The organism is Pseudoduganella sp. GW821-FHT12E03 (assembly GCF_058807115.1).
The window spans coordinates 114,669-129,374 of record NZ_JBXAQJ010000014.1; the positions used below are offsets into that span (position 1 = coordinate 114,669).

The following is a 14,706-nucleotide window of genomic DNA, read 5'->3' on the forward strand; positions in this document are numbered from 1 at the left end:
CTCCGCTGGTTGGTTGATCGAACGTGCAGTCTAAATCAGTGCAGCCGTGCGGACAACGCGTCCAGCACGCCCTTGCGGTTCTTGTGCGACGCTTCATATGCGCGCACCTTGCGGCGCTGGGCCGCCGTCAGTTCATGCACGTGGCTGCGGATCTGCGGCACCGTCAGTTTCTGGTAATCCTTGATCGGCAAGCCATCGTTCATCAAGCGGTGCATGCCGTCACGCCCATGGCTGTTGTCCTTGCGCGAAGCGGCGGATTTGGCCGCGGCGTGCTTTACGGCGGGCTTGGCCGTGGACTTGGCGGCGGCTTTTTTCGCTGCCGGTTTCGCCGCGCCGCTTGCCGTTGATTTGACGGCTGATTTTGCCGGGGATTTCCGCGCTGGTTTTGCCGATGATGTCGCCGCAGGTTTTGCGGCTTTTACAGGGGCTTTCGCGGCCGGCTTCGCGGCTGATTTTGCTGATGATGTCGCTGCATGCTTTGCGGCTTTTACAGTGGCTTTCGCCGCCGGCTTCGCGGCTGATTTTGCAGCTGATTTCGGGGCTGGTCTCGCGGCTGGTTTCCCGGTTGATTTCGCAGCCGGCGTTGCAACCGCTTTCGCGGCTGGCTTCTCAGCCGGCTTCGCGGCTGATTTGGTGGCTGATTTCGTGGCTGATTTCACGGCTGGTTTCGTGGCTGTTTTCGCGGCTGGTTTCGCGGCTGGTTTTGCGCCAGATTTCTGCTCCGTCCTGCTTCCGGAGGTTGCTGCCGGCTTGCCAGCGGATTTCGCGACCGATTTCGCAGCCTGTTTCGCAGCAGGTTTCGCGGCCTGTTTGCCCCCGCCTGGTGCGGACGCCTTGCTGGCGCTGGCGCGGCTGGCGGATTTCCCGGCGCCTTTCTTGGCTTTGGTCTCACCGTGTTCACGGCGCTGTTTGTTGACGATGCGGGCGGCGACTTCGTCTTCGCGGCCACCGTAGCGGCCTTCCTGCTTGAACTCCTGCTTCAGTTCCTTGTATTCGCGCTCCCGCTTAGGGCTGGCTCCTCTGGGCATGGCAGTTCTCCTCATGGTATGCGGTGAACCGATCATACGCGCACGACATTTCGCCTGTCGCACGCTGGCGCCGTTAAAACCGTTCCACCCAAGCCGCCAGCTGCATCGGCGTCAGCATCGTATCGCCCCGGCCCAGCCGGCACTGGACGCCGCCGCCTTCGCCCGCCGCGATCTCCAGCATCCAGCCATGGCGTCCGAGCCACAGCAGCGCCGCCATCCAGAACGCGTGCTGCGATGAAATCACGTCGCCGCTCGGCGACGCCAGGAATTCAGCCAGGTCCGCGCCGTGGTGGAACAGCACGCCCGTGGTCCCCAGCAAGCTGCAAGCGATGCCGAAGTTTTCTTCCATCATGGCCAGGATACGTTCCGGCTGCGCGCCGCCATAGCCACTGTAGCGGCTGTCGATCTCATCGAGCTGCTCCCGCACCGACAACGCAAAGGCGGCATTGCGAAACGCTTCCGCGCTGGTGAGATCCGAGTGGTCGATCAGCAGCCAGTCCGGTTCCGGCGCCGTCACGCCGGCCAGTTGCGCGGCCGCCAGGTACGATTCCACCGCCATGGTCGAGACCTGGCCCGCTATCCCCGCGCACAGCGTATACACCATGCCGATACGCGCCGCGATCACCTGTTTTTGCCGCACCACCAGTTTTTCCCGCAACAATTGCGCGTGTTCCGAGCGCAGCCGCGCCAGGTCCAGCGCCTGGCTCAACTCCATGCGCAGCGCGGCGATGTCCCAGGGTTTCTGGATATAGCGGTGGATTTGCCCCTGGTTGACCGCTTCCACGGTGTGCTCCAGTTCCGAATATGCCGTGGTCAGCACGCGCACGATCGCCGGATAACGTTCCCGCGCGTAGGCCAGCAATTCATAGCCATAGGCGCCCGGCATGCGCTGGTCCGACACCAGCACGGCGATCCTGCCGGCGTGTTCGTCAAGCAGTTGCCGGCCCGCTTCCACCGAATCGGCCGTCAACACCGGCGCCAGCGGCGCCAGCGCGCGCTGAAAGTATTTCAGGGCCGTGGTTTCATCATCGACATACAGGATCGCCGGGATCAATGGTTCACTCATGGGTACTCCTTGTCAGGTGTGCGCGGGCGCGGCGCGCGGCAAATCAAAACTGAAACGGGTCCACTCGCCCAACACGCTGTCGGCCACCAGCGTACTGCCGTGGCGCTGGATCACGCCGTAACTGATCGACAGGCCCAGTCCCAGGCCCTGCCCCACTTCGCGCGTGGTGAAAAAGGGTTCGAACACGCGGCCCAGGTGTTCGCGCGCGATGCCGGGACCGTTGTCGCGCACCGTCACGCGCAGGCGCGTACCGTCCGCCACCGCGCCCACGAACAGTTGCGGCTTGCGCCCGGGCGACTTGCGCATGGCCAGCGCCGCATTGCTGAACAGGTTGATCAGCACGCCGATGATGTCGGCTTCGTCACCCAGCACCATGGTGTCGCCGCGCAAGTCGCGCTCCACCTTGACGTCCTTGATTTCGTGGCCAACCAGCCGGATCGCCGATTCCAGCGCGCGCACGAACTGGAACGGGGCCAGGTCGTCGGCATGCCCGTGGCGCCGGTGCGCGAAGGTTTTTAAGTCCGACACGATGTATTGCACGCGCCGCATTCCTTCCTTCGCATCGGCCAGGTATTCTGTCAAGACCGGGCTGGCGCGCGCCACCGGGTCTTCACTGGCCAGGTCGATCGCCATCAGGCAGTAATTGACGGGATTGCTGACTTCATGCAGCAGGCCCGCCGCCAGGGTGCCGGTGGCGGCCATCTTTTCCTGCTGCAGCATTTGCCCCTTGATGTCGGCCAGGTCGCGGTTGCTTTGGCGCAGGCGCAGGTTGGTTTCCAATAATTCGCCCTTCAGGCGCAGCATCATGCGGCGCGCCTGCCCGTTATAAAACGCGCACACCGCGCTGGCAATCACGCAAAACAGCAGCAGCAGGGAATTGACGGCATACGCGCCCTGCCACGCGGCCCCGGCCGGATGGGTATAGCAGGCGACGAAATACATCAGGTAGGTCGTACCACCCAGCGCCAGGCACTGCAGCACGGAAAATTGCAGGGCGATGCCGGACGCGAACACCGCCAGGATCAAGCCCTCGTAGTACATCGACACCGGACCTTCCGTCACGTGGATCATCCAGCTGATCATCATTTGCGGCAGCAGCAGCCAGGCAAACGTGATGTGTTCCACGTGGCGCTGGGCCCATTGGACGCGCAACAGCATGGCCATCCCCAGCAACAGCGCCGACACCGCCGAGCGCAGCGCCACGAACGGCAACTGGTGTTCCGGGTACAGGGCCACGTCGAGCCCCGCCCCCAGCATCACCAGGGCGATGCAGGTATACGCGCCGCCGCGCGAAAACCGCAGCCGGTAGCCGTGCAACAGCGCGGCATAGCTGTCGCTGAATTCGCAGGCGGCCGCGGTCACGGCAAGACGGCTTCCGCCACCACGTAGCCACCGGCGTCATCGGCCGCCAGCTGCACCACGGCCGCATCGGACGGGAGCAGCCGGCGCATGCAGGCTTCGTCGCGGTAAATCAGGTACCACTCGAGGATATGTTCCATCGCATACCGTCCCGGGGTGCGCGCATGCACGTTGGTCACCAGCACCCGGCCCCGGCGCCGCAGGCGCGACGCGAAATACATCAGCAAGCGGGCACAAACCTTGTCCGGCAGGTAATCGAACAGCCCGGAACAGTACACCGCGTCGAATTCCCCGGAGCTGGCGCCTTCGTCGAGCGGACGTTTCAACAGGCGGTGCACAGTGTCATTCACGTAGGTGATGGCAGCCGGGCGGGGCAAGGCCGCATTGCGCGCCGCCAGTTGCGCGCGGGTCCAGTCCAGCGTCGCATCGCTGAAATCGACCAGTTCAAATTGCAGCCAGTGCGGTTCCGGATACTCCTGCAGGAAGCGCTGCACTTCGATGGCCGGGCCGCACCCCAGGTTCAGGATCTTGTATGGCCGCCCGACCGCCCGCGCCGCATCGGCTTCGTCGGTCAGGAAGGCCACCAGCCGGTCGATGCGGTCGCGGTGCGCCTGCGCCACCGGCGTGGCCAGGAACGCGGCGTTCACGATCTGGAAATATGTGCTGGGGCCCTGGCGCGGGTCGTCCAGCAACTGGTTGACCATCTGGTAATCGCCCGCGTAGCCGAGCGGCTTGGTAAACGTGCGGAACACGAATGGTGCGCGCAGCACCAGCGGATGCAGCGAACTCTGCGCAAAGGCGCGGTACGCCACCGCCTGGTGTTCATCGACCCGCGCCGCCTCGCCATCGATCTCTTCCAGGCAGCGCCGCACGCGGGCGGCAAACGGCGCCGACAATTCCGCAAACACATCGGCCCGCAGGCGGCCGTCCGGATCTTTCGGCAAGGTATCCGACAAATCGGCCTGCTCGACCCAGCGCGCCATGTCCGCCAGGTAGGCCCTGGTTTCGTTAATTGCAATCTGGTAATCGCTGCGGAGCTTGACTCTTTCGTCCCAGTCCCGCACGAACTCCAGCGCCGCCTTGCCAACCGCGCCAGGCGCCGGTTTCACCACCGCCAGTTCGCGCCAGCCATCAATCAGCCGCAGCGACACCATCGCCGTCAGCCCGGTATTGACCAGGCTGATGACCACCGCCTTGCCGGCGTACGCGTTGGCCGCGCCCATGCGGATGGTCAGGTCGGTCAGCACTTCGCTGACCTGCACGATGGAATGGGGATTGTAGACTTCCAGCACCAGCGCGCGGCGCTCGAGGTTGACGATGGTGCCGCGCACCGCTTCGCCCTGCGCGTTGACGAAACTGACTACGGGATCGATTTGCGTTTGCGGATACACGTCCAGGCACACTCCGAGGTTGGCGCAGCGGCCTGTGGCGACTGCAAGTCACGGGCGAGTGTATAGACGAGTAGCGTGATATGCAACATTTCCCCAGCCTATCTTTTACACTTTTACGACACATTCGGGATGTGTCCATATGTATAAGCTGTATTGCTTTCTTGAAAACGCCATGGCTGATAGACTGGTAGACTGATGTTTCCATACGGAATCATCAACTATGACTATCGCCAATTTATCTATCGGGCGGCGCCTGACTGTCGCCTTCTCCCTTACCATTGTTTTACTGGCAACGGTGGTCGCCGTCGGCGCGACCCGGCTGGACGCCGTCAGCGACGAAATCGACGTCACCATCAACGACCGTTACGCCAAGATCAGCCTGCTCAACGATTTAAAAGATGCCTCGAACCGCCAGGCGCGCGACGTGCGCAATGCCCTGATGCAAGACCATCCGGAAGCCGCCGAAGTGCGCGGCATTTCCCAAACCGGCCGCGAAGGCGACCAATACATTGCCAAACTGCAAGCGATGGGCATGGCGGACCAGGCCAGGGCCTTGATGGGCGCGATCGTCGACGCGCGCGGCGCCTACGCCGCCGCGTTGCAACCGCTGATACAAAAACTGCAAAGCGGCGATCGCGACGGCGCCAGCCAGTGGATGGCGGAACACGTCAAAGCATTGCAGCAAGCCCAGTTCGATGCGATTGAACAACTGATCACGTACCAGGTCAGGCAAATGCACGACTCCGGCAACGCGGCGCGCGCCACGGCGCATACCGCCAGCCTGGCCATGGTCATCATGGGCGTGCTGGGCGGCATGCTGAGCCTGGCGACCGCCTGGTTCATCACGCGCGGCATCGTCGGGCCGATTGGCCACGCCGTCAAAGTCGCCCGCACCGTGGCCGATGGCGACCTCGGTTCCACCATCACCGTGCGCTCCACCGATGAGGTCGGCGTGCTGTCGGCGGCCTTGAAGGATATGAATACCAGCCTGGTGCGCATCGTGTCCGAAGTGCGGGTGGGTACCGATGCGATTCGCCGCGCCTCGTCGGAAATCGCGGCCGGCAATGCGGATTTGTCGGAACGTACCGAACAGCAAGCCGGGGCGCTGGAAGAAACCGCGTCGGCCATGGCGCAACTGACCGCCACCGTCAAACAAAACACGGCCAGCGCGCACCAGGCCAATGCGCTGGCGCAATCGGCGTCCAGCGTGGCCGGCCAGGGCGGCGCCGTGGTGTCGCAAGTGGTGCAAACCATGGCGTCGATCAATACCTCGTCGCGCCGCATTGCCGACATCATCGGCGTGATTGATTCGATCGCCTTCCAGACCAATATCCTGGCGCTGAACGCCGCCGTCGAAGCGGCGCGCGCCGGTGAACAAGGGCGCGGTTTCGCGGTGGTCGCCACGGAAGTGCGCAACCTGGCGGGCCGTTCGAAAGCGGCGGCCCATGAAATCAAATCGCTGATCGACGATTCCGTCGAACGGGTGGATGCGGGCGCGAAACTGGTTGATGAAGCGGGCCAGACCATGGAACAGATCGTCGCCAGCGTGGCGCGGGTGGCCGACATCATTGCCGATATTGCCCGCGCCAGCGGCGAGCAATTGACCGGGATCGAGCAAGTCAATGCCGCCATTGCCGGCATGGATGACAGCACCCAACGCAACGCGGCGCTGGTGGAACAGGCCGCCAGCGCGGCCGACGCCATGCGTGAACAGGCGCTGGCGCTGTCGGCCACGGTGGGAGTGTTCCGGCTGGGGGCCGCCGCGTTTGCGGACGGCGTGGCCGCCGCTCCCCCGCACGCGCTAGTCCGGACGGCGTCCGTGACCCGCATTGCCAGCCGCTCCGGTGCACGCGGCCTGCCCGCGCCCACCGGAGCGGGCGACGGTGAACGCGCCACGGGAACTTGACGCATGGGCGGCGCCATGACGCGGCCTTCAAAGTAAGGGCGCCCGAACCCTTGGGCGCCGGATTATCAGGCGACCTTGCCGCCTGCGCGCTGGCGGGCGGGCGCCTGCCCGTGGAACGGTGGATTCCCGCTCACTGCCGCCGCAACGTTCGGTGGCGTACGGAACAATAACCAGCTCCGGTGCATGCTGGCGCCAACCACCGGAGGCCGCCATGACTACCATCCGCAAGGGCCAGGCGCCCGCAAAACTCGAACGTAACGAATTCCGCCTGCAATTTCACCGCGCCTTTGCCGACCCGGCGTACCGGCCCATCGCGGACGCGCTGGCGCAGGTCGAAAACGTGGCGTGGCAAGCCTATGACGCGGGCCGCAAGGCGCCTCATACCCATCCGGCCGGCCCCGGCTTTGCCGATCCCGACTATGCGTTGTCCGATGAGTGGCGCGCCACCCGTGACCGGCTGCAACAGGCGGAACAGGTCCAAAAAGACCCGGCCACCCCATCGCGCATCTTGCTGATCAATGGCTCGGCCCGCAATGACGGGACCTGCCCGGGCGAAATGTCGAAGTCGTGGCGCATGGTGCAGTGGATGCGGGAAACGCTGCAGGAACCGTCGCCCACCAGCGCACTCGATGTGCGGGTGCTCGATCTCAGCATGGTGACGTCGGACTACGACTTGCATATCCACCCCTGTAAAGGGTGCGTGTCGACCGCCATGCCGCTGTGCCACTGGCCGTGCAGCTGCTACCCGAACCATGCGGCGCGCCAGGTCAATGACTGGATGGCGCAGATCTACGAAGAATGGGTGGCGGCGCACGGCGTCATCATCGTCACGCCGGTCTATTGGTACCAGGCGCCGTCGCCGTTAAAACTCATGATCGACCGGCTGGTGTGCGCCGATGGCGGCAATCCCGACCCCACCTCCACCCAGGGCAAAAAAGCGGCACTGGCGAAACAGCTGGAGCAGGCGGGCTGGCCCTATCCCAAACACCTGGCGGGACGCGCCTATGGGCTGGTGGTGCATGGCGACGTGGCGGGAATCGAAGGCTTGCGGCGCAGCCTGTCGGACTGGCTCAACTGGATGGGGCTGATCCCGTCCGGCGGCCAGGCCGAGCTGGACCGCTTCCTTGGCTACTACCAGCCCTATGCCACCAGCCACGAAGAACTGGACCGCGACACCGCCTTCCAGCAGGAATTGCGCAACGTGGCGCGCGCCGTCGCCGCCACCATCCACCGCATCCGCGCCGGGGGGCACCACGAAGGCGACGAAGGCCTGGTCCCGCCCCGCCCCAAGTAACCCGTGGGGTCAGGCGTGCATTGATGCGTTTTTCTGGTGGGGTCAGGCGTGCAATCGTGCATTCGCGTGGCTCGCCAACCGCCGCCGGCCTTGCAGGACAGGGCATAGCACGCCGGTTGGCGCATTGGTGGAGCGAGCCCCAGTTAACCGTCAGCTCCCCTTAGCCGCCGCGTTACCCTGGCCTGCCAGGCGCCCCGCTCCCGCGCGGCCCGTGGTTGCAGGCTGCCGCGCGCAAGACGGACAAAATGAATGCACGAATGCACGCCTGACCCCAGCCTATAAACGCATGATTGCACGCCTGACCCCACTGGTGGGTGAGAAGGCGGCGTGGGTGGCGGCGAAGGCGCTGGCCTGGGTGGCGAAGGATGGGGTGGCCAGCATGGTGCGGATCAGTTCGGGCCAGTCGGGGGGCGGGGTGGCGATGTTGAGGGCCAGGCCGGACGCCGCCATGCGGCGCGACAGCAGGAATTGCTCGACCTGCATCGGCAACAGCAACAGCGGCACCCCTGCCAGCAGCGACTGCGCCACCGTGGCTTCACCGCCGTGGCACACGCACCAGTCGGCCTCGGCCAGCGCCCGCGACAGGTCCACCGGCTTGCGCGCATACAGGATGCCCGGCAACGGTACCGGCGGCGGCTTGCCGTTGGCGACTTCCGGGATATAGCACAGCACCCGGCAGCCCGCCCGCGCCAGCGCGGCCAGCACGGCGGCGTGGTCCGCATGCTCGGTTTTCAGGTAGGCAAAGACCCGGGGTCCCGCGCCGTCCGGCCATTTCGGCGCCATCCCCGCGCCGGCGGCAAACATCGGGCCCAGCCATTCCACGCCGGCGTCCCTGCCGTAATGGTCCATCTCCGGCCAGGCCGTCATCAACGGCACATCGCCCAGGAACAAATCCGCCGCCCAGGCCAGCGGCGCCGCCCCGTGGCGCCCCAGCACGGCGTTGGCGACGTCGAGCACGCGCGCCTCGGCCTGCTCCAGCCGCTGTGGCGGGATCGCATCCCAGTCGCGCAGGCAAGGCAGCGCCCGCCCCGGCGGCGGCAACGTAAAGCCGATTCCCACCGAGGCGCTGCGCAAGCCCAGCGTGCGGGCCGCCAGCAGCGCGGTGGGCGCGTAATCGCCCACCACGACATCGGCGCCGGTCAGGGTGAACAGCGCACGCCATCCCTGCACCAGCCCGGCCAACCCGTTGGGCTCCAGGTAGCCGTATTCCAGCAGGATTTCCGCCAGGTTGCCCCGGTTTTCCGGCAAGCCCACGGTGCGGTGGCCCCACACCGGCGCCTGCAACACCGGCGCCGGCAACTCCGCCAGCACGGTTTGGGTCACGGCCAGGTCGCGCAGGCTCAGGGAAACCGCATGGCCGGCCGCCAGCAAGCCTTGCGCCAGCAGCTTGAGGCGGCCGGCATGGCCCATCCCGCCGCCGAGTTCCCAGCACAGGTGCACATGCGCCATCGTTCAATGCTCCAGCGCGGTCAGTTCTTCGTGCAATTGCGCCATGCCATCCACCACTTTCCAGGCCCCGGGGAAACCATAATGCCGCGTCAACGGGTGGCGCACCACGATGCAGCGCAGTCCCGCCGCCAGCGCCGCCTGCAAGCCGCGCGGGGAATCTTCCACCACCACGCACTGCCGCGCCGCCACGCCCAGCCGTTGCAGCCCCAACAGATAGGGTTCCGGCGACGGCTTGCTGTGGACATAGTGTTCCGACGTCAGCGCAAAGCGGAAGTGCCGCAGCAAATCCAGCCCGGCGTGAATTTGCCGGAAGTGGTCGCCATTCGAACTGGTCACCACGCCCATCGGCAAGCGCGCCCCCAGGTCCGCCAGCACCGCCGCCACCCCGGCCACCGGCCGCACGTCCGCCGCCGCCAGCAATTGCGCATAGCGCACGTTGCGCCCGGTCCGCAAATCCTCGATTTGCTGGTTCGTTAATTGCAAAGAAGTGACCAAGTGCCAGGCTCCGCAATTGTCGGCCAGGTACCAGTCAAAGAATTGCTGTTCAGATAGCTCCACGCCCATCCGCTGGAACAATTCACGGTTCGCCTGGTAAAACAGGCGCTCGGTATCGACCAGCACACCATCGTTATCCCACAACACACCCGCCAGCGCCATGTACTGCTCCAATTCGTCACGCCAATAAAACACCTTCCACCAGGCCGCCATTGTAGGCGATGCCAACCGCCACCGCCGCTGTCACCTTGTCAATACTGATGAGTTTGCCTACAAGAAACCTTCCCCCCGAGCCGCATGGTATGCAATACTCCACGCACTCAAACCAACCGAACCAAGTGACCTTCCGCATGCCCGTTAAAGGCTCCCGCCTTGCCGCCCGCATCTTCCCCCTGACACTCAAGGTACGGATGGCGACCGTCGTCATCCTGCTGGTGCTGGGCGCCACCATCCTCGTCACCATGGGCGCCCTGCTGCTCGCCGAGCGCGACATGAAAAGTGTGATCGGCTCGCAACAATACGCGGTCCTGTCAACGGCCGCCGCCTATGTCGATGAACAGCTGGAAAACAAGCGCGCCATCCTGGCCACCCTGCCCGAAGGCCTGGCGCCGGGCGACCATGCCGCGCCGGGCGCCATGCAAAAATTGCTGGAATCGCGCCCGATCGCCCGTGGCGAATTTTTCAATATTGTCGTGTTCGACCGTGGCGGCAACCTGGTCGCCACCCTGCGCCCGGATTTCAATGAAAGCCGCATCTCGGCCAACACCCAGCCCTATTTTGAAAACACCATCGCCAGCCGCAAGGGCCTGGTGTCCGAACCATTCCTGTCGCGCCTGTCCGGCCGGCCGGTAGTGGTATTGACGCAGCCCGTGCTGGACAAGGCCGGCGAGGTCGCCTTCGTCATCGTCGGCAGCATCGATTTGCAGAAATCCGATTTCTTTGGCCCCATCAATGCCTTAAAACCCGGCAAGACCGGCTTCATGTTCATCATGACCGCCGGCGGCATCCTGATCCACCACCCCACGCAAACCCGGCTGCTGCACCATATCAATGCCCGCCCCGGCTATAACCGCGCCACTGAAATGGCGCTGGCCGGCTTTGAAGGCTGGACCGAAGCCAAGAACAAGGATGGACAGGAAGGCATCTACGCGTATAAGCGGCTGCGCGCCACCGGCTGGATCGTGGGCGCCCGCTATCCCACCGCCGAGGCGTTTGAACCGCTGATTGAATTGCGGCGCCGTGCGGTCGTCGCCGCCACCATCTTCGCCTTTGTTGCCGGCCTGCTGTCGTGGTTTGCCATCAGCCGCCTGCTGGCGCCACTGCAACGGTTGCGCACCGGGTTGTCGAAGATCCGCCACGACGATGCCGACATCGCGCTGCTGCGCCAGAACCGCAAGGATGAAATCGGCGACCTGGCCGATGCGGTCTACGGCTTGACGGCGGAGCGGGCCCAGGCGCTGGACCAGGCGCGCGACAGTGAAACCCTGGTGCGCAATATCCTGCAGCACGCGCCGGACGCCTTTATCAGCAGCGACCAGGAAGGCCGCGTCGTCGAATGGAACGCGCAGGCGGAGCGCACGTTTGGCTGGACCCGCGACGAAGCGCTGGGCCGCACCATTGCCGAACTGATCGTGCCGCCCGCCATGCGCCACGCCCACAACGCCGGCATGCAGCGCTTTGCCCACACCGGCGGCGGCCCCATCATCAACAGCCGCGTGCGGGTGCATGCGCTGCGCCGCGACGGCGTGGAAATCCCGATTGAACTGTCGGTCGGCGCGCTGCGCCATGGCGACCAGCACATGGCGACCGCCTTCCTGCATGACATCTCGGAGCGGGTGGCGTTTGAAGAAAAAATCGCCGCCGGCGAGCGCCGCGCGCGCATGATTGCCGACAGCATGCCGGCACTGGTGGCGTATATCGACCGCGATTTGCGCTACCGCTTCACCAATGACCACTACCAGTACCTGCTGGGGCTCGATCCCCGCAGCATGCTCGGCAAAACCATCGGCGAAGTGTTTGGCGCTGACCTGGTCAAGCTGTGGGAAGACCAGATCGCCAAGGCCCTGCGCGGTGAACGGGTCCACATCGAACGCCATTCCAACGAACTGGGCCTGGCCATGCACATGATGGTGGACCTGGTGCCCGACATCGGCGATGACGGCGTGGTGGCGGGCTTTTACCTGATGGCGATGGATATCACGCAGCGCAAGGAAGCCGAGCTCACCCAGGCGGCCAGCGAAAAACGCTTGCGCCTGATTACCGACAACTTGCCGGCGCTGATTTCCTACCTCGACAAGGACCGCAAGCTGCGCTTCGGCAATGCGACCTACCAGCGCTGGATGAACATCGATCCGAACGCGGTGCTGGGCAATACCCTGATCGACATCATCGGCATTCACCAGTACAGCAAATGCGCGCCTTACCTGGACCGCGCCTACCGTGGCGAAGTGGTGTCGTTTGAATTGCGCACCCTGCTGCACGGCGACGTGCGCACCCTCGATACCACCTTCGTGCCGGACCTGCAACCGGACGGTAGCGTGGCCGGGGTGTATGCGCTGAGCCATGACATGACGCGGGTGAAGGCGGTGGAAGAGCAATTGATCGAGCTGGCCCGCATCGACACGCTCACCGGCATTGCCAACCGCCGCAAGTTCGATGAAGTGCTGTGGCAGGCGATGGAGCGCTGCCGCCGCCAGCGCAGCACCATGGCGCTGGCCTACCTCGACATCGATAATTTCAAGACCATCAACGATACGCTGGGCCACGGCGCCGGCGATGAAGTGCTCAAGGCGTTTGCCGACCGCCTGCTGCACACGGTGCGCGCGATCGACACGGTGGCGCGCCTGGCCGGGGATGAATTCGTGATCGTGTTTGAAAACATCAGCCATGCCGCCGAGGCCGCCGCGCTGGCCGCGAAAGTCGTCGGCGCGGTGCGCGAAGCGCTGGTGTTGCCCGGTGGCGTGATGCAAATTACAACCAGTCTTGGCATCGCCTGTTATTCCGGTGGCAAGGAATCGCAACAGGAATTCATTGCCCGCGCCGACCGCGCGTTGTATGCGGCAAAACGGCGGGGACGCAACTGTTACGAAATGGAGACAATGTCCGTGTAAATACACGGCTGGTCATAAAGCTGTGAGTATTGGAGAGAATTTCCTAAAATAAATCCGTCAAAATGGTCCTGCTTGCACATCACAATCAAGGGGGTATGGCCATGTTGAAAACGATGCGGATGGAGACCCGGCTGCATGTCGGATTGGGCAGTATCGTCGCGCTGGTGATCTTGCTGGGTTTTACAGCATTCATGAACCTGGCTTCGCTGTTGTCACACTGGACCACCTTTGAATCCGCCACCCTGGTCCGCAAGGATGCGGTGGTGGCCGTGGTGACGGCCAATGGCCACGCGGTGCACCATTTCAAGAACTATATCTTGCGCGGCGGCGACTACGCCGCGAAGTTCCGCGCCGACCTGGCCGATATCGACAAGGCCGTGGCCAGCTACCAGGCCACCGGTTCCATCGACCGCGAAGAACAGGCGCTGCTCAATGACATCAATGCCGCCACCAAGGAATATGGCAACCAGCTCGCCACCCTGGAAGGCTTGCGCGAAAAAGGCGCCACCATCCCCGAACTCGACAAGGCCGCCAAGGGCGCCGATGCCGCCATCACCAATGCCACGAAAAAACTGCTGGCGCTGAACAATACGGAAACCAAGGCGGAGTCGGACGCCATGCGCGGCATCACGGAAACCGCCAAGCAAATCATCCTCGGCTTTGCCGTGGTGATCGCGGTGCTTGGCTGCGGCCTGGCGATCTGGATTTCCCGTTCGATCAGCCTGGTGGTGCAGGAAGTGCAGCGCGTGGTGCAAACCCTGGCGGGCGCCTCCGGGGAAGTGTCGGCCACGGCCGGGTCCCTGTCACAAGCTTCCAGCGAACAGGCCGCCAGCGTGGAGGAAACCAGCGCCTCGATCGAGGAAATGACGGCGTCGATCACGGCCAATGCGGAAAATGCCCGCGTCACCGACGCCATCGCGACCCAGGCGGCGCGGGAAGCCGCCAAGGGCGGTGAAGTGGTGAAAGCCACGGCGGCCGCGATGCGCCAGATCGCGAAAAAAGTCTCGATCATTGACGACATCGCGTACCAGACCAACTTGCTGGCGTTGAATGCCGCGATCGAAGCGGCGCGCGCCCATGAACATGGCAAGGGCTTTGCCGTGGTGGCGGCCGAAGTGCGCAAACTCGCCGAACGCAGCCAGGTTGCCGCCCAGGAAATCGCCGAAGTCGCCACCAACAGCGTGGAACTGGCGGACCAGGCCGGCACCTTGCTCGACACCATGGTGCCGAATATCCGCAAAACGTCCGACCTGGTGCAGGAAATCGCCGCCGCGTCGGAAGAACAGGCCGCCGGCGTGCGCCAGATTAACAGCGCGGTCAGCCAGCTGAGCCAGGCCACCCAGCTCAATGCCGCCAGCTCCGAAGAACTGGCCGCGACCTCCGAGGAAATGAGCGCCCAGGCCGACCACCTGGCGCAATTGATGGACATGTTCAAGCGCTTTAGCGCCGGCGACGCGGCGCCCGGCGCCGCACCGTCGCGTCCCGCGCCGGGCCACCCGGTCCTGGTGAAGTCCAAAGCCGCGCGGCCTACGCCCGTACCGCGCGCCGCCCAGGTGGACGAAACGCATTTCACGAAATTCTAGGGGATTGATACGGCAGGCGCCGGGC

11 protein-coding genes are annotated in these 14,706 nt (G+C 64.5%); 5 read left to right on the forward strand and 6 right to left on the reverse strand.

Annotated elements, in window-relative coordinates:
* Positions 1–35: 35 nt before the first annotated feature.
* Positions 36–215 carry a DUF8129 domain-containing protein gene (locus AC1RRC_RS29010; RefSeq protein ID WP_493059143.1) on the reverse strand — a complete coding sequence of 60 codons (180 nt, stop codon included), beginning with the start codon at positions 213–215 and terminating at the stop codon, positions 36–38.
* Here AC1RRC_RS29010 and AC1RRC_RS29015 point away from each other — a divergent pair.
* Positions 214–954 (forward strand): hypothetical protein, encoded by a 741-nt coding sequence (locus AC1RRC_RS29015; RefSeq protein WP_493059144.1) that lies wholly within the window; start codon positions 214–216, stop codon positions 952–954. The genes AC1RRC_RS29010 and AC1RRC_RS29015 overlap by 2 nt on opposite strands.
* A 147-nt stretch (positions 955–1,101) precedes the next feature.
* On the opposite strand, the gene AC1RRC_RS29020 is transcribed toward AC1RRC_RS29015, so the two are convergent.
* From AC1RRC_RS29020 to AC1RRC_RS29030, 3 genes are read right to left on the reverse strand one after another with little or no spacing between them, the layout of a single operon-like run.
* Positions 1,102–2,094, reverse strand: a complete 993-nt coding sequence (locus AC1RRC_RS29020) for a response regulator (RefSeq protein WP_493059146.1) — start codon at positions 2,092–2,094, stop codon at positions 1,102–1,104.
* A gap of 12 nt (positions 2,095–2,106) precedes the next feature.
* Positions 2,107–3,456 carry a sensor histidine kinase gene (locus AC1RRC_RS29025; RefSeq protein ID WP_493059148.1) on the reverse strand — a complete coding sequence of 450 codons (1,350 nt, stop codon included), beginning with the start codon at positions 3,454–3,456 and terminating at the stop codon, positions 2,107–2,109.
* Positions 3,453–4,844, reverse strand: coding sequence for a class I SAM-dependent methyltransferase (locus AC1RRC_RS29030; protein WP_493059149.1), 1,392 nt, complete (start codon positions 4,842–4,844; stop codon positions 3,453–3,455). The genes AC1RRC_RS29025 and AC1RRC_RS29030 overlap by 4 nt, the downstream gene beginning before the upstream one ends.
* Before the next feature lie 220 nt (positions 4,845–5,064).
* Between AC1RRC_RS29030 and AC1RRC_RS29035 the strand changes: the two genes are divergently transcribed.
* Positions 5,065–6,750, forward strand: coding sequence for a methyl-accepting chemotaxis protein (locus AC1RRC_RS29035; RefSeq protein WP_493059151.1), 1,686 nt, complete (start codon positions 5,065–5,067; stop codon positions 6,748–6,750).
* Between the two features lie 211 nt (positions 6,751–6,961).
* Positions 6,962–8,044, forward strand: a complete 1,083-nt coding sequence (locus AC1RRC_RS29040; RefSeq protein WP_493059152.1) for a flavodoxin family protein — start codon at positions 6,962–6,964, stop codon at positions 8,042–8,044.
* Positions 8,045–8,320: 276 nt separating this feature from the next.
* Here AC1RRC_RS29040 and AC1RRC_RS29045 read toward each other — a convergent pair whose 3' ends face one another.
* Together AC1RRC_RS29045 and AC1RRC_RS29050 are read right to left on the reverse strand one after the other, a co-directional pair.
* A complete protein-coding gene (locus AC1RRC_RS29045) occupies positions 8,321–9,493 on the reverse strand; it encodes a glycosyltransferase (RefSeq protein ID WP_493059154.1) in 1,173 nt (390 codons plus the stop codon).
* 3 nt (positions 9,494–9,496) lie between these two features.
* Complete coding sequence (locus tag AC1RRC_RS29050; protein ID WP_493059155.1) at positions 9,497–10,216, reverse strand: HAD family hydrolase; 720 nt, start codon at positions 10,214–10,216, stop codon at positions 9,497–9,499.
* 122 nt (positions 10,217–10,338) lie between these two features.
* Here AC1RRC_RS29050 and AC1RRC_RS29055 point away from each other — a divergent pair, with 122 nt between their 5' ends.
* Together AC1RRC_RS29055 and AC1RRC_RS29060 are read left to right on the forward strand one after the other, a co-directional pair.
* Positions 10,339–13,098: a sensor domain-containing diguanylate cyclase gene (locus AC1RRC_RS29055; RefSeq protein WP_493059157.1), complete on the forward strand. Its 2,760-nt coding sequence runs from the start codon at positions 10,339–10,341 to the stop codon at positions 13,096–13,098.
* A gap of 101 nt (positions 13,099–13,199) precedes the next feature.
* The gene (locus AC1RRC_RS29060; protein WP_493059158.1) at positions 13,200–14,681 is read left to right on the forward strand and encodes a methyl-accepting chemotaxis protein; all 1,482 of its coding nucleotides are present in this window, start codon (positions 13,200–13,202) and stop codon (positions 14,679–14,681) included.
* The last annotated feature ends 25 nt before the right edge of the window (positions 14,682–14,706 follow it).